Source organism: Streptomyces sp. NWU339 (assembly GCF_003143855.1).
In the GTDB taxonomy this organism is placed as follows: Bacteria; Actinomycetota; Actinomycetes; order Streptomycetales; family Streptomycetaceae; genus Streptomyces.
In genome coordinates this window covers 1-20,292 of record NZ_QFRK01000048.1, presented here as the reverse complement: position 1 = coordinate 20,292, position 20,292 = coordinate 1, and the positions used below count along the sequence as shown (strand labels likewise).

The 20,292-nt window shown below is 72.8% G+C and carries 23 protein-coding genes; 10 read left to right on the top strand and 13 right to left on the bottom strand.

Annotated features, from left to right (window positions below):
- Positions 1-32: 32 nt before the first annotated feature.
- Positions 33-761: a TetR family transcriptional regulator gene (locus tag DIZ27_RS35320; protein ID WP_375232038.1), complete on the bottom strand. Its 729-nt coding sequence runs from the start codon at positions 759-761 to the stop codon at positions 33-35.
- Positions 762-968: 207 nt separating this feature from the next.
- Here DIZ27_RS35320 and DIZ27_RS35315 point away from each other — a divergent pair, with 207 nt between their 5' ends.
- The 3 genes from DIZ27_RS35315 to DIZ27_RS35305 are packed head-to-tail and all read left to right on the top strand — an operon-like array spanning position 969 to position 4,206.
- The gene (locus DIZ27_RS35315; protein WP_258308687.1) at positions 969-2,393 is read left to right on the top strand and encodes a glycosyltransferase family 4 protein; all 1,425 of its coding nucleotides are present in this window, start codon (positions 969-971) and stop codon (positions 2,391-2,393) included.
- On the top strand, positions 2,387-3,133 hold the full coding sequence (locus tag DIZ27_RS35310) for a class I SAM-dependent methyltransferase (RefSeq protein WP_109382498.1): 747 nt from the start codon (positions 2,387-2,389) through the stop codon (positions 3,131-3,133). Before DIZ27_RS35315 ends, DIZ27_RS35310 begins: the two co-directional genes overlap by 7 nt.
- Entirely contained in the window at positions 3,130-4,206 is a 1,077-nt protein-coding gene (locus DIZ27_RS35305; RefSeq protein WP_109382497.1) for a prenyltransferase, read from the top strand. Before DIZ27_RS35310 ends, DIZ27_RS35305 begins: the two co-directional genes overlap by 4 nt.
- A 39-nt stretch (positions 4,207-4,245) precedes the next feature.
- On the opposite strand, the gene DIZ27_RS47770 is transcribed toward DIZ27_RS35305, so the two are convergent.
- The 5 genes from DIZ27_RS47770 to DIZ27_RS35285 all read right to left on the bottom strand — a co-directional run bounded on the left by DIZ27_RS47770 (position 4,246) and on the right by DIZ27_RS35285 (position 7,573).
- Positions 4,246-4,371 carry a hypothetical protein gene (locus DIZ27_RS47770; protein ID WP_258308689.1) on the bottom strand — a complete coding sequence of 42 codons (126 nt, stop codon included), beginning with the start codon at positions 4,369-4,371 and terminating at the stop codon, positions 4,246-4,248.
- 67 nt (positions 4,372-4,438) lie between these two features.
- Entirely contained in the window at positions 4,439-4,732 is a 294-nt protein-coding gene (locus DIZ27_RS35300) for a hypothetical protein (protein ID WP_109382496.1), read from the bottom strand.
- 134 nt (positions 4,733-4,866) lie between these two features.
- Complete coding sequence (locus DIZ27_RS35295) at positions 4,867-5,688, bottom strand: DUF5336 domain-containing protein (RefSeq protein ID WP_109382495.1); 822 nt, start codon at positions 5,686-5,688, stop codon at positions 4,867-4,869.
- A 157-nt stretch (positions 5,689-5,845) separates the two neighbouring features.
- Positions 5,846-6,850 (bottom strand): N-acetylmuramoyl-L-alanine amidase, encoded by a 1,005-nt coding sequence (locus tag DIZ27_RS35290; RefSeq protein ID WP_109382494.1) that lies wholly within the window; start codon positions 6,848-6,850, stop codon positions 5,846-5,848.
- 60 nt (positions 6,851-6,910) lie between these two features.
- On the bottom strand, positions 6,911-7,573 hold the full coding sequence (locus DIZ27_RS35285; protein WP_109382493.1) for a class I SAM-dependent methyltransferase: 663 nt from the start codon (positions 7,571-7,573) through the stop codon (positions 6,911-6,913).
- A gap of 194 nt (positions 7,574-7,767) precedes the next feature.
- On the opposite strand from DIZ27_RS35285, the gene DIZ27_RS35280 reads away from it, so the two are divergent.
- Together DIZ27_RS35280 and DIZ27_RS35275 are read left to right on the top strand one after the other, a co-directional pair.
- On the top strand, positions 7,768-9,204 hold the full coding sequence (locus DIZ27_RS35280) for an MFS transporter (protein WP_109382492.1): 1,437 nt from the start codon (positions 7,768-7,770) through the stop codon (positions 9,202-9,204).
- A 276-nt stretch (positions 9,205-9,480) separates the two neighbouring features.
- Positions 9,481-10,224 (top strand): class I SAM-dependent methyltransferase, encoded by a 744-nt coding sequence (locus tag DIZ27_RS35275; RefSeq protein ID WP_109382491.1) that lies wholly within the window; start codon positions 9,481-9,483, stop codon positions 10,222-10,224.
- Here the strand turns inward: DIZ27_RS35275 and DIZ27_RS35270 are convergent.
- On the bottom strand, positions 10,168-10,740 hold the full coding sequence (locus tag DIZ27_RS35270; protein ID WP_109382490.1) for a response regulator: 573 nt from the start codon (positions 10,738-10,740) through the stop codon (positions 10,168-10,170). The two genes, DIZ27_RS35275 and DIZ27_RS35270, sit on opposite strands and share 57 nt — an antisense overlap.
- Before the next feature lie 94 nt (positions 10,741-10,834).
- On the opposite strand from DIZ27_RS35270, the gene DIZ27_RS35265 reads away from it, so the two are divergent.
- Positions 10,835-11,692 carry a MaoC/PaaZ C-terminal domain-containing protein gene (locus DIZ27_RS35265; protein WP_109382489.1) on the top strand — a complete coding sequence of 286 codons (858 nt, stop codon included), beginning with the start codon at positions 10,835-10,837 and terminating at the stop codon, positions 11,690-11,692.
- 116 nt (positions 11,693-11,808) lie between these two features.
- Here DIZ27_RS35265 and DIZ27_RS46130 read toward each other — a convergent pair whose 3' ends face one another.
- Positions 11,809-11,976: a hypothetical protein gene (locus tag DIZ27_RS46130; RefSeq protein ID WP_181383841.1), complete on the bottom strand. Its 168-nt coding sequence runs from the start codon at positions 11,974-11,976 to the stop codon at positions 11,809-11,811.
- A gap of 114 nt (positions 11,977-12,090) precedes the next feature.
- Positions 12,091-13,452 (bottom strand): hypothetical protein, encoded by a 1,362-nt coding sequence (locus DIZ27_RS35260; RefSeq protein WP_258308685.1) that lies wholly within the window; start codon positions 13,450-13,452, stop codon positions 12,091-12,093.
- Positions 13,453-13,649: 197 nt separating this feature from the next.
- Here DIZ27_RS35260 and DIZ27_RS35255 point away from each other — a divergent pair, with 197 nt between their 5' ends.
- The 3 genes from DIZ27_RS35255 to DIZ27_RS35245 are packed head-to-tail and all read left to right on the top strand — an operon-like array spanning position 13,650 to position 16,669.
- A complete protein-coding gene (locus tag DIZ27_RS35255) occupies positions 13,650-14,567 on the top strand; it encodes a Nif3-like dinuclear metal center hexameric protein (protein WP_109382487.1) in 918 nt (305 codons plus the stop codon).
- Positions 14,564-15,307, top strand: coding sequence for a zinc ribbon domain-containing protein (locus DIZ27_RS35250; RefSeq protein ID WP_109382523.1), 744 nt, complete (start codon positions 14,564-14,566; stop codon positions 15,305-15,307). The genes DIZ27_RS35255 and DIZ27_RS35250 overlap by 4 nt, the downstream gene beginning before the upstream one ends.
- Positions 15,308-15,319: 12 nt before the next feature.
- Positions 15,320-16,669 (top strand): bifunctional RNase H/acid phosphatase, encoded by a 1,350-nt coding sequence (locus DIZ27_RS35245; RefSeq protein ID WP_109382486.1) that lies wholly within the window; start codon positions 15,320-15,322, stop codon positions 16,667-16,669.
- On the opposite strand, the gene eda is transcribed toward DIZ27_RS35245, so the two are convergent.
- From eda to DIZ27_RS35225, 4 genes are all read right to left on the bottom strand, one after another.
- Positions 16,644-17,306 carry a bifunctional 4-hydroxy-2-oxoglutarate aldolase/2-dehydro-3-deoxy-phosphogluconate aldolase gene (eda, locus tag DIZ27_RS35240; RefSeq protein WP_109382485.1) on the bottom strand — a complete coding sequence of 221 codons (663 nt, stop codon included), beginning with the start codon at positions 17,304-17,306 and terminating at the stop codon, positions 16,644-16,646. The two genes, DIZ27_RS35245 and eda, sit on opposite strands and share 26 nt — an antisense overlap.
- 72 nt (positions 17,307-17,378) lie before the next feature.
- On the bottom strand, positions 17,379-18,161 hold the full coding sequence (gene yaaA, locus DIZ27_RS35235) for a peroxide stress protein YaaA (protein WP_109382484.1): 783 nt from the start codon (positions 18,159-18,161) through the stop codon (positions 17,379-17,381).
- A gap of 50 nt (positions 18,162-18,211) precedes the next feature.
- Positions 18,212-18,811: a hypothetical protein gene (locus DIZ27_RS35230; RefSeq protein ID WP_109382483.1), complete on the bottom strand. Its 600-nt coding sequence runs from the start codon at positions 18,809-18,811 to the stop codon at positions 18,212-18,214.
- Positions 18,808-19,566, bottom strand: a complete 759-nt coding sequence (locus tag DIZ27_RS35225) for a MerR family transcriptional regulator (protein WP_109382482.1) — start codon at positions 19,564-19,566, stop codon at positions 18,808-18,810. The genes DIZ27_RS35230 and DIZ27_RS35225 overlap by 4 nt, the downstream gene beginning before the upstream one ends.
- Positions 19,567-19,700: 134 nt before the next feature.
- On the opposite strand from DIZ27_RS35225, the gene DIZ27_RS35220 reads away from it, so the two are divergent.
- Complete coding sequence (locus tag DIZ27_RS35220) at positions 19,701-20,267, top strand: Uma2 family endonuclease (protein ID WP_109382481.1); 567 nt, start codon at positions 19,701-19,703, stop codon at positions 20,265-20,267.
- Positions 20,268-20,292 lie beyond the last annotated feature (25 nt).

Here is a 20,292-nt window from a genome sequence, read left to right as displayed (position 1 = left end):
CGACTAACGGAAAGTCGTCGAAAGTTTCGGTTTCACGGCGCTTCACCCTTCGGAGCCGTCAAGTCGATCAGTCGGCACGCCGTCTCGATGTCGATCCTGACCTGGGCGATCGAGGCGCGTCCCGACAGCCAGGTGATCAGGGCCGAGTGCCAGGTGTGCTCGATGACGCGGACCGCCGAGAGCTGGTCCGGTGTGGGATCCCTGAGGTCCATGGCGTCCAGGATGATCATCGTCGTCCGGCGGGAGACCTGGTCGACTTCCGGGCTCACGCTGCGGTCCGCGAAAGTCAGCGCGCGCACCATCGCGTCGGCGAGCTGTGGCTCGCGCTGGAGCGCGCGGAAGGCCAGCATCAGGGTCCCGGTGACCCGTTCCGCGGCCGTGTCGCCCGCCGGGGGCTTCTTCCGCAGGGTGCGGTGCATGCGTTCCAGCTGGTCCTGCATGGTGGCCACCAGGAGGTGGACCTTGGACGGGAAGTAGCGGTACAGCGTGCCCAGCGCCACCTGCGACGACTCCGCGACCTCCCGCATCTGCACCGCGTCGAAGCCGCCCCGGCCGGCCAGCCGGGCGCTCGCGTCCAGGATGCGGCGCCTGCGCGCCTCCTGCCGCTCGGTCAGGGGTGAGGCGGCGGAGGTTCCGGTGGTGCAGGCTTCCATGATCGCCGCCATGTCGGCCCTGTCCGCCCTGTCGGCCTTGTTCGGTTTGTTCGGCTTGGGTGGCATCGCCGCCTTGGCCGCCTTCTTCGTGTTGGCTTCCGCGGGCATGGGCCCCGTTCCGTGACCGTCGGTGAGGGTGGGTGATCGGACAGCATGGCACGCGTCCCGTCGTGGCGTGAATCACCTGATCCACTGCTCCCGGCGTCCCTACCTGCCGGTAGATTCGGAGCCTCGGAACGATCAACTCTGAAACTTGTTCCAGGTTAACGTCCCGACGTAGAGTCGCGGGACCGTGCAGGGAGAAGGGGGCCCAGGGTGACCGCTGAGGCCAGTCAGGCCGGGCCCTCGCGGGGTCCCTCCGCCGCCGATGGCTTGCGACCGCTCCGCATCGCACTCCTCACCTACAAGGGAAACCCGTTCTGCGGCGGACAGGGCGTCTACGTACGCCACCTCTCCCGCGAACTCGCCCGCCTCGGACACCAGGTCGAGGTCATCGGCGCCCAGCCCTACCCCGTCCTCGACGAGGGCCACGACGGGCTGAGCCTCACCGAGCTGCCCAGCCTCGACCTCTACCGCCAGCCCGACCCCTTCCGCACCCCGGGCCGCGACGAGTACCGCGACTGGATCGACGCGCTCGAGGTCGGCACGATGTGGACCGGCGGCTTCCCCGAACCGCTGACCTTCTCCCTGCGGGCCCGCCGCCATCTGCGGGCCCGACGCGGCGACTTCGACGTCGTGCACGACAACCAGACGCTCGGCTACGGCCTGCTCGGCGACCTCGGCGCACCCCTGGTGACCACGATCCACCACCCCATCACCGTCGACCGGCAGTTGGAGCTGGACGCCGCCGGGAGCAGGCGACGACGCGCCTCGGTGCGCCGCTGGTACGCCTTCACCAGGATGCAGAAGCGGGTGGCCCGCCGGCTGCCGTCCGTGCTCACCGTCTCCGGCACCTCCCGCGAGGAGATCGCCGAGCACCTGGGCGTACGGCAGGACCGGATCCACGTCGTCCACATCGGCGCCGACACCGACCTGTTCTCGCCGGACGCGTCGGTGCCCGTCGTGCCGGGCCGGATCGTGACCACGTCCAGTGCGGACGTGCCGCTCAAGGGCCTGGTCTTCCTCGTCGAGGCGCTGGCGAAGGTCCGCGTCGAGCAGCCCGAGGCCCATCTCGTCGTGGTCGGCAAGCGCCCCACCAAGGGGCCTGTCGCGCACGCCGTGGAGCACTACGGGCTCGAAGGCGCCGTCAAGTTCGTCAAGGGCATCTCGGACGCGGAACTGGTCGACCTCGTGCGCTCCGCCCAGGTCGCCTGCGTGCCGTCGCTGTACGAGGGCTTCTCGCTCCCGGCCGCCGAGGCCATGGCCACGGGCACGCCGCTGCTCGCCACGACCGGCGGCGCGATCCCGGAGGTGGCCGGCCGCGACGGCGAGACCTGCCTGGCCGTCCCGCCCGGCGACGCGGGCGCGCTGGCCGCCGGACTGAACCGGCTGCTCGGCGACCCCGAGCTGCGCGCGCGACTCGGCGCGGCCGGCCGGGAGCGGGTGCTGCGGCACTTCACCTGGGCCCGCGCGGCCGAGGGCACGGTGGCCCGCTACCGCGAGGCGATGGCCCGCGCCGGGGTCGCAGGGGCTGCGGAGGCCGTAGGCGCCGCCCCCGTCGTCGCCGGTCCCGCGGCGGACCGGCCGCTCGTCGCAGAAGAACCCGTCACCTCCCACCGCGAAAGCAGGGCCACGTGCTGACCGTCGACTTCTCCCGGTTCCCGCTCGCCCCGGGCGACCGTGTCCTGGACCTCGGTTGCGGAGCCGGCCGGCACGCGTTCGAGTGCTACCGGCGCGGGGCGCGGGTCGTGGCGCTGGACCGGAACGGCGAGGAGATCCGCGAGGTCGCCAAGTGGTTCGCGGCGATGAAGGAGGCCGGGGAGGCGCCCGCCGGGGCCACCGCCACGGCGATGGAGGGCGACGCCCTGGCCCTGCCCTTCCCCGACGCGTCCTTCGACGTCGTGATCATCTCCGAGGTGATGGAGCACATCCCCGACGACAAGGGCGTCCTCGCCGAGATGGTCCGCGTGCTCAAGCCCGGCGGCCGCATCGCGGTCACCGTCCCGCGCTACGGGCCCGAGAAGGTGTGCTGGACCCTGTCCGACGCCTACCACGAGGTGGAGGGCGGCCACATCCGCATCTACAAGGCCGACGAACTGCTGGCCAGGATGCGCGAGGCCGGCCTGCGCCCCTACGGCACCCACCACGCGCACGCGCTGCACTCGCCGTACTGGTGGCTGAAGTGCGCCTTCGGCGTGGACAACGACAAGGCGCTGCCGGTGCGGGCGTACCACAAGCTGCTGGTCTGGGACATCATGAAGAAACCGCTGGCGACCCGCATCGCGGAGCGGACCCTGAACCCGGTGATGGGCAAGAGCTTCGTGGCGTACGCGACCAAACCACATCTGCCGCGCACCGAGGCCGGGGCGGGCGCCAAGTGACCACCTCCCGGACAGAACACCTCGTCCTGCCCGGGGTCCTCACCGCCGGGCAGGCCGCCGCGACCGTCGCGGGCATCCTCGCCGTGCAGCGTGAGGACGGGGCGATCCCGTGGTTCCGCGGACACCACCTCGACCCGTGGGACCACATCGAGGCCGCGATGGCGCTGGACGCCGCGGGCGCCCACGAGGCCGCCGAGCGGGCCTACCTGTGGCTGGCCAGGCACCAGTTGGCGGACGGTTCCTGGTACGCGGCGTACGCCGACGGCGACCCGCACGACGTCACCGACCGGGGCCGGGAGACCAACTTCGTCGCCTACGTCGCCGTCGGCGTCTGGCACCACTACCTCTCCACCGGCGACGACACCTTCCTGGACCGCCTGTGGCCCACCGTGTACGCGGCGGTGGAGTACGTACTGAAACTGCAGCAGCCCGGCGGGCAGATCGGCTGGCGGCGCGACGACGACGGCACGGTCACCACCGACGCGCTGCTCACCGGCTGCTCCTCCGTCCACCACGCGCTGCGCTGCGCGCTGGCCATCGCCGAGCAGCGGGAAGAGCCGCAGCCGGACTGGGAGTTGGCGGCGGGCGCGCTCCGGCACGCGATCCGGCACCACCCGGAGCGGTTCCTCGACAAGGGCCGCTACTCGATGGACTGGTACTACCCCGTACTGGGCGGCGCCCTCACCGACACGGAGGCCAAGGCCCGGATCGCGGAGGGCTGGGACCGTTTCGTCGTCCCCGGACTCGGGGTGCGCTGTGTGATCCCCAACCCGTGGGTGACCGGCGGGGAGTCGGCCGAACTCGCCCTGGCCCTGTGGGTGATGGGCGAGTCCGACTGGGCGCTGGAGATCCTCCAGTCCATCCAGCACCTGCGCGATCCGGAGAGCGGCCTGTACTGGACGGGGTACGTCTTCGACGACGAGGCGATCTGGCCGGTCGAGTTGACCACCTGGACGGCCGGCTCGCTGCTGCTGGCCGTCGCCGCGCTCGGCGGCCACGAGGCCACCTGCGCGGTGTTCGGCGGCGACCGCCTGCCCCGGGGCCTCGACCCGGACTGCTGCGCCCTGGACTGACCCGACCGGCTCAGGTGCCGGGGAGGGAACCGAAGGCCCTCAGCGCCGGTGGAGGCGGTTGGCGATGGCGTGGCCGATGAACAGGTAGACGACCGCGGCCAGTCCGTATCCGGCGACCACGCGCGCCCACTCCGCGTCGAACGTGCTGTGTTCTCCGGGGGACACCCCCAGACCCCCTGGTCACGCGATCAGCCGCTCGGGCGGTCGGGTCGTGGCCGAAGGGGAGTGGGGATCAGCGCCGGTGGAGGCGGTTGGCGATGGCGTGGCCGATGAACAGGTAGACGACCGCGGCCAGTCCGTATCCGGCGACCACGCGCGCCCACTCCGCGTCGAACGTGAACAGGTCACGCGACCAGCCGGCCAGCCAGGAGGCCGCGTCATGGACGAACTGGACCAGGTCGTTGGCCCGGTTGGCGTCCAACAGGTACATCAGAATCCACAGTCCGAGGATGACGGCCATGATGTCCGCGATCACCGCGACGACCGTCCCCGCGGAGGTGGAACCCGTGCGATTTCGAGGGGACATGGTGTCCGTCTGGCCCCGGAATCCCGATGCAAACCCGAAGGGCGGTCCACCGCCGTGAATTCCACCGGGAATTCAGCTGTACGACAACGGCCCCCCGCCCGGCGGGGCGAGGGGCCGTACGGCACGGGGCGGGGTCAGCCGCGTTGGATGCCCGAGGTGTCCTGGAGCACGCCGCGGCGGCCGTCCTGCGTCTGGGCGACGAGGGCCGGGCCGCGCTGCTCGACGGCCAGGTACCAGGTACCGGGGGCCAGTTCGGCGATCGGCGTCTGCGAACCGTCCTCCGGGAACAGCGGCCGGGGCACCGGGACGGCGAACCAGAACGGCGAGAAGTCGGCGGCGGGCGGCGCGGCCGGTTGGCCGGGCTGCTGACCGCCGAACGACTGCCCGGGCTGGCCCGGCTGCGGCTGACCGCCGAAACCGGCCTGCTGTGCACCCGGGTAGCCGTAACCGGCGGGCGGCTGGGCGCCGTAGGGCTGCGGGGCGGCGGGACGGGCCGCCGGCATGAGGGCGCCCTTGAGAGCCGGAACCAGAGGGGTGGCCACGGCGGCGGCAGCCATGACCAGCGTGGCGATGAGGGCCAGGATGAGGCCGAGACCCGCGTCGGGCCCGTCGGTGGCGGAGCCGCTGGTGACGTTGTTGGCGCCACCGGCCGGGTCGAAGATGTTGCCGAGCGCGCTCCAGGCCGCGAAGACGGTGAACGCGACGCCGAACTGGCCGAGGTCCAGCCCCACGACCTTCGGCGGCTGCGGCAGTCCGCGGGACACGACGACGAGCGCTGCGCCGATGATGCCCGCCAGTACGACCCCGAGTACGACCGGGCCGCTTGCCCACAAGCTGGGAAGGACGTCGTCCGGGGCGCCGTCGATCGAGTAGAGGTCGAGGAACGACGCGATGAACAGCAATACCGCTGCTCCGATCACCACGCCGTCGCCTCGAGTGAGGGAGCGGATATTCACTTCAGGTCCTTCTGGGTCGTCTCGTCGTCGGTAGAGGCGTCGCTGTCACCACCTCGCCCTCGGGGCCCGGTGTGAAGCGCGGGGGTGACCCCTCATCGTAGGGACGACACTATCGTCCGCACGATCGGGATGTCCGCCTGGATCAGCGCGCTGATCTCTACCCGCGCAGGAAACTCACGATTCCCTCAGAGATTCCTTGCGCCGCCTTCTGCCGCCAGGCACCGCTGGTCAGAAGTGCCGCGTCCTTGCTATCGCGCATGTTGCCGCACTCGATGAACACCTTGGGAACCGTTGACAGATTGAGACCGCCCAAGTCCTTACGCGTGACGAGACCGGTGCCGTCGCCCACGTAATTGGAGGGCGCGTTGCCGGTGACGCGTACGAAGTTGCCCGCGATGCGCTCACCGAGTTCGCGGGAGGGACCGACGATCGCCCGGGTGTCCGCCGCGCCGGAGTGCACGGAGCCGGGGAGGATCACGTGGAAGCCGCGGTTCCCGGTGCCCGAACCGTCCGCGTGGATCGACACGACGGCATCCGCCTTCGCCTTGTTGCCGATCTCGGCCCGCTCGTCGATGCACGGCCCGAACGGCCGGTCGGCGTCCTGGGTCAGCTTCACCGTGGCGCCCTGCTCCTCGAGGAGTTCACGCATCCGGTGGGCGACGTCCAGAGTGAACTTCGCCTCGGCGTAACCGTCGTCGGTGGACGTGCCGGTGGTGTCGCACTCCTTGGAGTTCGTCCCGATGTCCACCTGGCGGTTGATCTCGGCGGTGTGCCGGAAGTTGCCCGGATTGTGCCCGGGGTCGATGACGACGACCTTCCCCTTGAGCGGCCCGGACCCGGAGGACGCGGACGAGGAGGCGGGATCGGACGGGGAACCGGAAGCGGCGGAGTCGCTCGGCTTCCCGCCGTCCGGGTCGCCGGACTCGTCCGACGGCGAGGAGCCGGCGGAGGACGGCGCACGCGATGAAGCAGACCCCGAGGACACTGAGGCCCCCGCGGACCCCGCGGCAGCGCCCCCGTCGTCCCCCGACCCGCTCACGGCCGCGTAGACGGCCCACCCGAGCAGCGCCCCCGGGACGAGCGCGGCCAGCGCCACGGTCAGGAGCCTGCTCCGGGAGCGGCGGGAGGGGGGCGGTTCGAAGCCGGGTCCGGTGTACGACACCCGGCCACCCTAACGGCCGCCGCGCACCGCCATCGTCTTCCTGGGGGTGGCTTCCGAGCCTCAGATCCCGTGCCCGGTGCGGCGCAGGACCCGCAGCGAGCCCGTGGCCGAGACCTCCGTGAAGGCGCCGGAGGCCAGGGCGCGGAGGTAGATGCGGTAGGGGGCCTGGCCGGTGAACTCGTCGACCGGGTCGGGAAAGACGTCGTGGATGACGAGCAGGCCGCCCTCGGCGACGTGCGGGGCCCAGCCCTCGTAGTCGGCCGTGGCGTGCTCGTCGGTGTGGCCGCCGTCGACGAAGACCAGGGCGAGGGGGGAGTTCCACAGGGCCGCGATCACCGGGGAGCGACCGACCAGGGCGACCACGTGGTCCTCCAGGCCCGCCCGGTGGAGCGTGCGGCGGAAGGTCGGCAGGGTGTCCATCACCCCCAGCTCGGGATCGACCGTCTCCGGGTCGTGGTAGTCCCAGCCCGGCTGCTGCTCCTCGCTGCCGCGGTGGTGGTCCACGGTGAGCGCGGTGACGCCGGCCTCGCGGGCCGCGTCGGCCAGCAGGACCGTCGACCGGCCGCAGTAGGTGCCGACCTCCAGCAGGGGCAGGCCCAGCCGTCCCGCCTCGGCCGCCGCCGCGTACAGGGCCAGGCCCTCGTCCGCGGGCATGAAGCCCTTCGCCGCCTCGAACGCGGCCAGGATCTCGGGCTCGGGTGCCGGGGGGTTCGGCGTCGGCATCGGTTCCGGCGTCCTCTCGGTCGTACGCGTCCGGTCGTACGCGTCTCGGGGTGCTCATGGTGCCGTACCCGTCGGGAGCGGCGGACGGGGGGCTCGCAGCGCCGCTGTGGGCGGCTCCGGGTCGTCCTAAGTCGGAAGGACCAGGACCCGTCCCGGCGAATTCCCGATGCAAGGGGTGCTCGCCGGTTGAGATCATGACGTCCATGCTCGAAGTTCCGGACATCACCGTCACCCGCACACCCCGTCGCAGCGCGCCTCCTCCGTGGCTGGCGGTGGCGCTCGCGTGTGTCGGGCAGTTCCTCGTCGTGCTCGACGTCTCCGTGGTCAACGTCGCGCTGCCGTCGATGCGGACCGGCCTCGGGCTCAGCGGGCAGGGCCTGCAGTGGGTGGTGAACGCGTACGCCATCGCCTTCGCCGGTTTCATGCTGCTCGGCGGACGCGCCGGTGACCTCTACGGACGCAAGCGGATGTTCCTCGTCGGCCTCGGCCTGTTCACGCTGGCCTCGCTGGCCGGCGGACTGGCCCAGGACGGCTGGCAGCTGCTGCTGGCGCGGGCGGTGCAGGGGCTCGGGGCGGCCGTCCTGGCGCCCTCCACCCTGACCATCGTCACCTCGGCGGTCCCCGAGGGCGCCGCCCGCGCCCGCGCCATCGCGACCTGGACCGCCGTCGGGGCGGGCGGCGGCGCGGCCGGCGGCTTCGTCGGCGGGCTGCTCACGGACGCGCTGTCGTGGCGGTGGGTCCTGCTGATCAACGTGCCGATCGGGGTGGTGGTGCTGGCCGGGGCCGCCTGGTGGCTGGCGGAGGGCCGGGCCGGGGACGGACGGCGGCTCGACCTGCCCGGCGCGCTGCTCGTGACGGCCGGCCTCGCCACCTTCGCCTACGGGATCTCCCAGACCGAGGCCGAGGGCTGGACGGCGACGCCCACCCTGGTGCCGCTGCTCGCCGGACTCGTCCTCATCGCGCTGTTCCTCCTCGTCGAGGCGCGGGCCAAGGCCCCGCTGATGCCGCTGGGGCTGTTCCGGGTGCGGTCGGTGTCGTCGGCGAACGTGGCGATGTTCCTGAGCGGCGCCGCGATGTTCTCCATGTGGTTCTTCATGATCCTCTACGCGCAGAACGTCCTCGGCTACACCCCGCTGGAGGCCGGGGTCGCCCTGGTGCCGAGTTCGCTCGCCGTGGTCGTCGGCTCCAAGGTCGCGCCCCGGCTGATGCGGGTGACCGGGGCGCGCGCCGTGGCCGTGCTCGGCACCTTCGTCGCGATGACCGGCTTCGCCTGGCAGTCGACCATGACGGCGGACGGGGCGTATCTGACGTCGATCATGTTCCCCGGCATCCTGATGATGCTGGGCGGGGGCCTCTCCGGGACCCCGCTCGCCGCGCTCGCGACCTCCGGCGCGGCCCCAGAGGAGGCCGGCCTGGTCTCCGGGCTGATCAACACCTCGCGCACGATGGGCGGTTCGCTGGGCCTGGCGGTCCTGTCGACGATCGCGGCGGCCCGTACGGCGGGCAGCGGGACGCCGGAGGCCCTGACCGAGGGGTACGCCCTGTCGTTCCGCACGGGGGCGGTGGTGCTGGCCGTCGGCATGGTGCTGATGTGGCTCTGGCTGCCCCGGAGAGCCACGGCGGCGCACTGAGAGCGCACTGAGAGCGAACCGAGAGCGCCCTGGGGGAGGGCAGCGGGAGAAGCAGTGGAGAAAGGGGGCGTCGGGCCGGTCGGAGAGGTGCCGTGACGGCCCGTGGCAGGGGCCGACACGGATGTTCCTCCCCGTCCCCGAACGGCCCCTCGGCGCCGGTCGCACCGGCCCCTCCCAGGGGTCGCCGAAGCCTCCGCGGAAGACCCAACCAGCCCCGCTGGCCTGGGACTTCACGCCCCCTGCGGATACGGTCGCCGCATACGGAAGGGGGCCCGGATGGACCGGAGCACACGCACCGTGGACGACGTACTCGACCTGCTGGACGGCCTGTTCGCACCGGAGGCCGACCGGTGGACGCGGCAGGGCGCCGACTGGTGGGACGGCTTCTACGCCGACCGCTCCCGGCCGGTGCCGTTCTTCGTGGCGAAGCCGGACGAGAGCCTGGTGTCGTACGTCGAGCGGGGCCTGCTCACCGGGGGCCGGGCGCTGGACGTGGGCTGCGGCCCCGGCCGCAACGCGCTGTATCTGGCCGCGCACGGCTTCGAGGTCGACGCGGTCGACCTCTCCCCGGCCGCCGTCGCATGGGCACGGGAGCAGGCCCGCGAAACGGGTGCGCGCGGCGTCCGGTTCCACTGCGGCGACGCCTTCGCCCTCACCCGTGACGGCGGGGAACTCGCCGGACCGTACGACCTGGTGTACGACTCCGGCTGCTTCCACCACCTGCCCCCGCACCGCCGGATCAGTCACCTCGCGCTGCTCGACCGGGTCCTCGCCCCGGGCGGCCGGTTCGCGCTCACCTGCTTCGCGGCGGGCGCGATGGGCTCGGAGCTGTCCGACGCGGAGTTCTACCGGGGGCAGGGCGGCCTCCGGGGCGGGCTCGCCTACACGGACGAGTCGCTGCGCCGGATCTTCTCCGACCTGACCGGGATCGAACTGCGCCGCATGCGGAAGGAACCGGAGGACTCACCGCTCTTCGGGGAGGACTTCCTCTGGACGGCACTGTTCCAGCGGGACGCATGACGGCAGGCCCGAAGCGGAGCCATGGGCCGTGAGCGGTGGCGGCGGGACGGTGGTGTCGGTGGCGGCGGCGGTTTCGGCCGCCGCCACGGCGGCGAGCGCGGGATCGATCACCGTCTCCCCGGCCAGCACCCGGCGGATCGCGGAGGCCAGCTCCCGCACCGAACCGTCCTTGACGAGGAAACCGGCGGCCCCCGCCGCCATGGCCCGCCGCAGCCGGTCGGGTCCGCCGACCGTGGTGAGGATCAGCACCCGGCAGTCGGGCACCTGGTCGCGCAGTGCGGCGGCGGTGTCCAGACCGTTCGGGCCGCTCGGGCCGGCCGGCCCGAGGTCGAGGAGGGCGACGTCGGGGCGGTGGGTGAGTGCCGTCTCCACGACCGATCGCCCCGCCGCCACCTGGGCCACGACCTCGATGCCCGGCTCCATCCGGAGCAGTAAGGCGAGCGCCCCGTGCCTCGTGACGGGGTCCTCCGCGAGCAGGACCCGGGCGGAGGTGGCGGGCCGGTGGTCCCGGGGCATCTCGTTCACGGACGAAGCGTAGGACGAACGGGCGGAATGTGCCGCTTCACGTCCCGCGTCTTGACCCGAACGCGTTCCAGAACCGGGAGACCCCATGCCCATCGACGCAGCCGAGGCGCTCGCCGCCGAACCCCGGACCGACGAGATCACCTGGGGGCACAAGGACGTCCAGCTCTACCACCTCGGCATCGGCGCGGGCGTCCCCGCCACCGACCCCGACGAACTGCGCTACACCCTGGAGTCCCGGCTGCACGTCCTGCCGAGCTTCGCCACCGTCGCGGGCGCCGGGGCCCCCGGGGTGATCGCCGGGCTGTCGATGCCCGGCGTCGACGTCGACCTCGCGCGCGTCCTGCACGCCGGCCAGTCGCTGACCCTGCACCGTCCCCTGCCCGTCGCGGGCACCGCCACCGCGACCAGCGGGATCGCGGCGGTGTACGACAAGGGCGGGGCGGCCATCCTGGTGATGCGCACCGACGTCGCCGACGCCGACGGCCCGCTGTGGACCGACGAGGCACGGATCCACGTACGCGGCGCGGGCGGCTGGGGCGGCGACCGGGGCCCGTCCGCGCGGCGCGAGCCCCCCGTCGGGCCGCCCGACCTGACGGTGGAGCGGACGACCCGGGAGGACCAGGCGCTGCTCTACCGCCTCTCCGGCGACTGGAACCCGCTGCACGCCGACCCCGGGTTCGCGAGACTCGGCGGGTTCGAGCGGCCGATCCTGCACGGGCTGTGCACCTACGGCATGACGCTCAAGGCGGTCGTCGACACACTGCTCGGCGGGGACGTCACCCGCGTCCGTCGCTACGGCACCCGGTTCGCCGGGGTCGTGTACCCGGGCGAGACACTGCGGATCCGCATGTGGCGCGGGTCCGGTGAGGTGCGGGTGGTCGTGAGCGCACTGGACAGGGACGACGCGCCCGTGCTCGCCGACACCGTCGTCGAACACCTCTGAACCGAACCGGCCCGCGGCCGAGGAAACGTGACGGACCAGGAACGGCCCCGCCCGTCGTGCGACGGGCGGGGCCGGCTACCGATCCACCTGATATCCGACTGATATCTGACGTCTCGTCAGGCGGCCTGCCCCGACTGCTCGTTCTCCTCAGCGGGCCTGCGGTGACGGCCCCGAGGGGCCACCGCGGAGTCCTGCTGGGAAACCGGTCCGCGGTGCCTGCCCTGCCCGGCGGCGATCTGCCCGCCGTCGGCGGTCTGCGGCTGGTTCGTGCTGGCATCGTTCATTGGAAGGAACTCACCCCGTAAAACTGATCTTCCTGCAACCGGGCGAGTTTAACCGGCGGGCCACGGTGCGTATCCAGGCGACCACGCCAACCGCCGCTACTTCGTTACAAGCCGCTACTTCGTTACAAGCGGTCCCAGTGGCGCCTGTTGCAGGGGGATGGGGCGGGGTACGGGGACGGTCGTCCGCATCGCGGGGCCGACCGCGGACGTGGGTACCGGGGGCTCCGCTTCCGACGGGGCGTGCGGGGCGTGCGGGGCGTGCGGGGTGTCCTCTTTTTGCTGTCGTCCCCGCTGTCGCTCCGATGCCGGCGGGTACAGCAGGGCCACCGCGCACGGCACCGCCGGTGTGGCGCAGGGCAGCCGCAGCACCCCGTCCGCCGTCCACAGCCCGGTTCCGGCCAACCACCCCTCGGGTGCGGGGAGATGGCGCACCTGCCGCAGCCCCGGCCGCCACACCCCGACCCAGCTGCCGAGCACGCCGTCCGCGTCGTCCGTGCTGTTGACGCGCAGCGCCACCGAGCAGCTCTCCGGCGTCAGCGCCTGGCCGGGCTGGATCGCGAACGGCGTGACCGTGCAGTCCGGCAGCCGCAGGCACTCCGGGAAACGCACCGGCAGCGTGCTGCCCAGCACCCCCCAGCCCAGCCGGGCCCGTCCCGGTGAGGGCGCGTCCGAGCGGATCAGCAGCAGCCCGCTGTCCGGGTCGGCGAGCAGGACCCGGTCGTCACTCTCCGGGGCGAGCTGCAACAGGGGCGACACCTCGCCCCCGCGGCCCAGGTCCACCACGACCGACTTGGTGCGCCCGCCGGTCTCCCGGTCCAGGGCCAGCATCCGGCCGGTGCGGTCCAGCCACACCCCGCCCGAGCAGCGGCCCGGGATCTCGGCGAGGCGCTCGGGCCCGAGGGCGTCGCCCGCCACCAGCCACAGGGCCGTCGACCGCGGGCCCACGGCCACGGCGTACGCCCGCCGCCCGCAGGGGGCGGGCGGCAGCAGCCGCAGCCGGGTCCCCTCGTCCGGGCACGTGATCGCGCCGAGCGACAGCTCGCCGGTCCCGGGGCCGGCCGGGTACAGGAGGGAGAAGGTGTGGCTCCCGTGGCGACCCCCGTCGTGCCGCCCGTCCGCCGGCCGGTGGACGAGGACCCGCCCGTCGCCCAGGGGCTGCACCTCGGTCCCGGGCTCCTCGGGCCGACCGCCGGGCAGCGGTACCGCGTAGGGCTCGGGGCCGTCCAGGGTCCAGCGCTCCGGGACCAGGGAGCCGTCGACGGGGGCGAGGCGTGCGGCGTAGGAACCGTCGGCGGTGAGGACGCAGCCCGGCGCGGGTCTCCCGTCCCCGTGTTCCGTACCGCCCTCGCCCTCCGTACGGTCCGTGTTCTTGGCGTTCTCCGGGTTCTCTGGGTTCTCCGTACGGGACCTGTGCTCCGCGTCCGCGCGCCCGGTGTCCGAGTGGCCCGTCGAAGGCTCGATCGCACACATCGTCATCGTTCGGTCACCTCCGGCGACGAACGTAGTTTTCGTACGCGCGGGCGGAGGACCCGGCGGCCCCCGCTTCACACATAAGGGTGTTCCAGGAACGATTCACCTGAGGAAACGAGGGCTTATGTGCTCGTCGGCATCGGGTCCGTTCCAGGTGCCCGCACCGGTACTGCAGCGCCAAAGGGGCAGGTAGCCTTGCGCTTGTGCCCCGTCTGTCTGAAGTCATCACCGCGCTGGAGACCCTGTGGCCCGCCGAGCGGGCCGATTCCTGGGACGCGGTCGGCACCGTCGCGGGCGACCCCGACCAGGAGGTCACCCGGGTCCTGTTCGCGGTCGACCCCGTCCTGGAGATCGTCGACGAGGCGGTGAAGCTGAACGCCGACCTGCTGATCACCCACCACCCGCTCTATCTGCGCGGGACGACCACCGTCGCGGCCTCCACCGCCAAGGGCCGGGTGGTGCACAGGCTCATCAAGAACGACATCGCGCTGCACGTCGCCCACACCAACGCCGACACGGCCGACCCCGGGGTGAGCGACGCCCTGGCCGGCGCGCTCGACCTGCGCGTCGTACGGCCGCTCGTGCCGGACACCTCCGACCCCGAGGGCCGCCGCGGGCTCGGCCGGGTCTGCGAACTGGACCACCCGCTGACCGTCCGCGAATTCGCCGCCCGCGCCGCCGAACGCCTCCCCGCCACCGCGCAGGGCATCCGCGTCGCCGGCGACCCCGAGGCGCTCGTCCGCAGGGTCGCCGTCAGCGGCGGCTCCGGCGACAGCCTCTTCGCCTACGTCCGGGCGGCCGAGGTGGACGCGTACCTCACCGCGGACCTGCGCCACCACCCGGCGTCGGAGTTCGCGGCGGACCATGCCGCCCACCGTCCCCTCGCGCTGCTCGACGCGGCGCACTGGGCCACCGAGTGGCCCTGGTGCGAGCTGGCCGCAGCCCAGCTCGACGAGATCTCCGACCGTCACGGATGGGGCCTTCGGGTCCACGTCTCCGCCACGGTCACCGACCCCTGGACCGCCCACGCGGCGTCCTTCGTCCACCCGTCGCCCACCACCCCTCCGGGGAGCGCTTCGCGCGCCCCTTCCCACTCCGATACATCTGGAGCCCCCAACTGAACGCCGCGTCCGCCGACCAGATCCGACTCCTCGACGTCCAGGACCTCGACGTCCGCCTCCAGCAACTCGCGCACAAGCGGAAGTCGCTCCCCGAGCACGCCGAGATCGAGTCGCTGACCCGGGACCTCGCCCAGCTGCGCGACCTGCACGTGGCCGCGCAGACCGAGGAGAGCGACTGCGCCCGCGAGCAGACCAAGGCCGAGCAGGACGTGGACCAGGTGCGCCAGCGCGCCGCCCGCGACCAGCAGCGCCTCGACTCCGGCGCCGTCTCCTCGCCCAAGGACCTGGAGAACCTCCAGCACGAGATCGCCTCCCTCGCCAAGCGCCAGGGTGACCTCGAGGACGTCGTCCTGGAGGTCATGGAGCGCCGCGAGTCCGCGCAGGAGCGGGTCGCCGAGCTGGCCGAGCGGGTCACCTCCGTCCAGTCGCGGATCGACGACGCGACCGGCCGCCGGGACGCGGCCTGCGCGGAGATCGACGGCGAGGCCGCCACGGTCACCAAGGAGCGCGCGGTCGTCGCCGGAGCCGTTCCCGCGGACCTGCTCAAGCTGTACGAGAAGCTGCGCGAGCAGCACGGCGGCATCGGCGCGGCGAAGCTGTACGCGCGCAGCTGCCAGGGCTGCCGCCAGGAGTTCGCCATCACCGAGCTGAACGAGATCCGCCAGGCCGCGCCCGACACCGTGGTGCGCTGCGAGAACTGCCGCCGCATCCTGGTCCGCACCGCCGATTCGGGGCTGTAGGGGTTGTCTCCGGTGCGGGAGTTCATCGTCGAGGCCGACGGTGGGTCGCGGGGCAACCCCGGACCCGCGGGCTACGGGGCCGTGGTGAGCGACGCGGCGACGGGGGAGACGCTGCGGGAGGCGGCCGAGTACCTCGGCGTCGTCACGAACAACGTCGCCGAGTACTCGGGCCTGCTGGCCGGCCTGCGGGCCGCCCGTGAGCTGGACCCGGAGGCCACGGTCCACGTCCGGATGGACTCCAAGCTCGTCGTCGAGCAGATGTCGGGCCGCTGGAAGATCAAGCACCCCGGCATCAAGCCGCTGGCGGCCGAAGCGGCGCGGGTCTTCCCGCCCGGCCGGGTCACCTACGAGTGGATCCCGCGCGAGCAGAACAAGCACGCGGACCTCCTGGCCAACGAGGCGATGGACGCGGGAGCGCGGGGTGGGGCGTGGAGCGCGTCGGACTCGCGCGCCGCACTGGACACACCGGCGGCACGGCCCGTGGCACCGGGGCCGACGGAGCCGTCCGAGCGGTCCGGTCCGACCGGGGGTGCCGACGCCGACGCGGGTGACGCCTCTGTCGGAAACGCCCCTGCCGGAAAGGCGGCAGCCGACGTCCGGGCCGCGCAGGCCGTGGCCGCCCCCGGCACCGAGACGGCAGCCGATCCCGGCGGCACCGGGACGGCCGCCGCCCGAGGTCCGGCGTCGGCCGCCACCCCCTCGTCCACCCCCTCATCGGGCTGGGCGCCCGCCGACATGGGACCGCCGGCCACCTTCGTACTCCTCCGGCACGGCGAGACCCCGCTGACCCCCCAGAAACGGTTCTCCGGCAGCGGCGGCAGCGACCCTTCCCTCTCCGACATCGGCAGGGAGCAGGCCGAGAAGACCGCCGCCCACCTCGCCCGGCGCGGCACCGTCCAGGCGATCGTCGCCTCGCCCCTGGCCCGCACCCGCGAGACCGCCGGCGTCATCGCCGCCCGCCTGGGTCTCGACGTCACCGTCGACGACGGGCTGCGCGAGACCGACTTCGGCGCGTGGGAGGGCCTCACCTTCGCCGAGGTGCGCGAACGCCACCCCGACGACCTGAACGCCTGGCTGTCCTCCCCGGACGCCGAGCCCACCGGCGGCGGGGAGAGCTTCGCGGCCACCGCGAACCGGGTCGCGGCCGCCCGGGACCGGCTGACCGCCGCGTACGCGGGCCGCACGGTCCTGCTCGTCACCCATGTGACCCCGATCAAGACCTTCGTGCGCCTCGCCCTGGGCGCCCCGCCCGAGGCCCTGTTCCGGATGGAACTGTCGGCGGCCTCGCTGTCGGCGGTGGCGTACTACGCCGACGGCAACGCCAGCGTCCGGCTGTTCAACGAGACGTCCCACCTGCGCTGAGGTCCGCCGCCGCGCGGGCCAGCCGTTCGATCCGGGCCCAGTCGCGAGTCGTCACCGCATCCGCCGGGAGCATCCAACTGCCGCCCACGCAGGCGACGTTGGGCAGCGCGAGATAGTCCGGCGCGGAGTCCGGGCCGATCCCGCCGGTCGGGCAGAAGCGGGCCTGGGGGAGCGGCCCGGCGATCGCCTTCAGATACGCCGTGCCGCCCGCGGCCTGCGCCGGGAAGAACTTCATCTCCCGCACCCCGCGTTCCAGCAGCGCCACGACCTCCGAGACCGTTGACACCCCCGGCAGGAACGGCACCCCGGACGCCAGCATCGACTCCAGCAGTACGTCCGTCCAGCCCGGACTGACCAGGAACCGGGCCCCGGCCGCGACGACCTCGCCCACCTGTTCCGGCGTGATCACCGTGCCGGCCCCGACCACCGCGTCCGGCACCTCGGCGGCGATCGCGCGGACGGCGTCCAGGGCGGCGGGCGTCCGCAGGGTCACCTCGATCGCGGGCAGCCCACCGGCGACCAGCGCCCGCGCCAGCGGTACGGCGTCGGCGGCGTCCTCCACCACGACGACGGGCACGACGGGCGCGAGATCCAGCACGGAGGCGGAGGGGGCCGGCGAGGGCAGGGGTGAACTCATGAGCGTCATCCTGCCTTCACTGAAGCACCCTGCGCAAAGGGTGTTGCGCTGTGTGCAACACGACCGATGTCGTCAGTGGATCTCCTCCACCAGCACATCCAGCGCCCAGGGCGTCCCCGCCCGCCCCGGCGCCTGTGCCTCCACCACGTACCCGAGATCCCGCAACGCCTCCACCAGGGAGGCGGGGTCCTTGGGCGCGGTCCCGGCCGTCAGCAGGCTGCGGACGATCCGCCCCTTGGTCGCCTTGTTGAAGTGGCTGACCACCTTCCGGGTCGGCGCGTGCAGCACCCGTACCGTCGCCGTACGCGCGGCCACCTCGCCCTTCGGCTTCCACGCCGTCGCGTACGCGGCCGACCGCAGGTCCAGCACCAGACCGCCGCCGGCCGCCTCCGGCAGCACCGAGGCCATCGGCGTACGCCAGTACGCACCCAGCGCCCCGAGCCCCGGCAGCCGTACGCCCATCGAGCAGCGGTAGGACGGAATCCGGTCGGTGACCCGGACCGCGCCCCACAGCCCCGAGAACACCAACAGCGAACGGGCGGCCCTGCGTTTGGCGGCCGGGTCGAGCGAGGCCAGGTCCAGGGCGTCGTAGAGCACCCCGGTGTAGATCTCCCCGGCGGGCCGGGCCCCGGCGGTGCGCAGCTCCACGTTCTTCGCGACCTCGCCCCGCAGCCCCTCGCTCAGCCCCAGCACCTCACGCGCCTTGTCCTCGTCACCGGCGCACAGGTCCACCAGTTCGGCGAGGACGGCCTCCCGGGCCTCGGCCAGCCCCGGCAGCGACAGGGACTCCGGCTTCAGCGGGGCGCCGCGGCCGGAAGCGGCCTTGCCTTCGGACGGCGGCAGCAGGACAAGCACGCGTTGCTCCTCACGGTAGAACTCAGCCGACAGCGTACGGTGCCCCGGCCCTACGCCTGAGGGGCCCACCGCCCCGTCGCCAGCGCCCGGACCAGGGCGTCGGGCTCGTCGGCGTGGAACCGTACGACGCGCACCTCCCGGGACCGCCCGAAGAACGTGACCTGGGTGACCGGCTCCGTGAGTTCCAGCGTGACCGTGGTCTGCGAGCCGACCTCGACGTTCAACTCACCGTCGGTCCGCTCATGGCTCAACCGCAGCTCACGCCGGACGGAGGCGATCCGCTCCAGCGGTATCCGCAGGTCGACGTGGACGGCCCCGCGGACCCGCAGCATGCCGGAGTCCGGGTCCAGTACGTGAGGACGTACGACGTTGGCGGCGTGCAACGCCACGACGAAGACGATGGTGTACACGTCCAGGAACAGCACCACCGCGTGGACCGTCGGCCAGTCGAGCAGCAGCACGGACATCACCACCGTCTCGACCACGCACACGAACGCGAACCCGAACATCACCGCGCCGTGCCCCCGCGCGTACCCGAAGGCCGTCCCGCCCCCGACGCCGTGCGTCCGCCGCGCCAGCCACAGCACCAGACTCACCATCAGCCGCAGCTCGTGCCGGACGAGAACCCCGGCGCCCCTGACGGCCCTCATGATCGCCCGCCCTCCACGACGATCCGCATGGTCCGGCGGATCGCCTCGGCCTGGGCGGGGGCGAAGTCGGCGTAGAAGGCCCGCAGGAAGCTGTGGTCCTGGTCGACGGCGATGTCGTCCGGCAGCAGTCCGGCCGGTAGACACGCGGCGAGGGCACGGGCGGCCTCGTCCACCCGGGGGTCGTCCGGCGCGGCGTCGACGAGCGCGTCGAGCAGCGCGTACGCGTCGAGCGCCCGCTCCATCCCGCCCGGAGCCCCCGTCACACCGCTGAACAGTTCCATGAACCGCGCCCGTTCCTCCGGGTCCGCCGTCGTCTCGATCAGTGCGAGCATCTCCCGGTCCTTGGCGGCCATGGGTGAGCCGGACACGTCCGGCATCTCCCGGAACAGTGAGGCCAGTTCGGGGGAGACCGGCCCCTCGGCGGTCAGCCCGCCCTCCGTCTCCAGCAGGGCCCGCAGCCGCGCCCGGCGGTCCCGGAGCGCGGCCTCCTGCCGGGCCAGGTCCTCGTCCAGCTCGGTCAGCACCTCGGCGAGGTCCTTCCCGGCGTCGTCCGCGAGCACGTCCCGCACCTCGGCCAGCCCGAGCCCCAGCTCGGTCAGCCGCCTGATCCGCGCCAGCACGACGGCGTGCCGCAGCGTGTAGTCCCGGTACCCGTTGGCCCGCCGCTCCGGCTCCGGGAGCAGCCCCAGATGGTGGTAGTGCCGCACGGTCCGCGTGGTGACACCGACGACCGTGGCGAGTTCTCCGATCCGCATGCCCCCAGTAGAAACGTTGACGCCGCGACAGGGTCAAGCGCACACGGTCGGGTGAACGGGACCTGGCGGACGCGACGAGGGACGACTGCGGGACCCAGCCTGGCAAGCGACCGAAAGAGAGGCACAACACCGTGATGACCTACGACCCGATCTCGGAGCAGCTCCTGCTGGACTGGTTCGTCGTTCTCGACCCTCCGGAGGGATTCCGGGCGGAACTCATCGAGGGCGAACTCGTCCTCACCCCACTGCCCGACGGGTCTCACGCGCACTGCCTCAGCCTGATCGCAAGCCAGATGTACACCCGCTCCCGGACCGCCATGGACTTCTCCGGGAACAAAGGACTGAAGCTGAAGGGCGCCACCACCTGCCCACAGGACCACGTGATCCCCGACGGCACCCTAGCTCCCACGGAACTGCGCCTCTACCGGGGAGCCGACCCATGGATGCCCTGCGAAGGCGTCGCCCTGGTGGTGGAAGCGACCTGGACCAAACCCGAGATCGACCGCGAGACGAAGCCACGCTGCTACGCCCGCGGCGGCATCCCCCTCTACCTCCTCATCGACCGCGAGGCCGCCTCGGTCACCCTGTTCAGCGCTCCGGAAGGGGACACCTACCGCGAGCAGCGCACCCGCCCCCTGGGCAAGCCGCTGCCCCTCCCCGTCCCCTTCGGCTTCGACCTGGACACCGCCGACTTCCTCTGATCCCCTGTGTGCGGGGGTGCGGGGG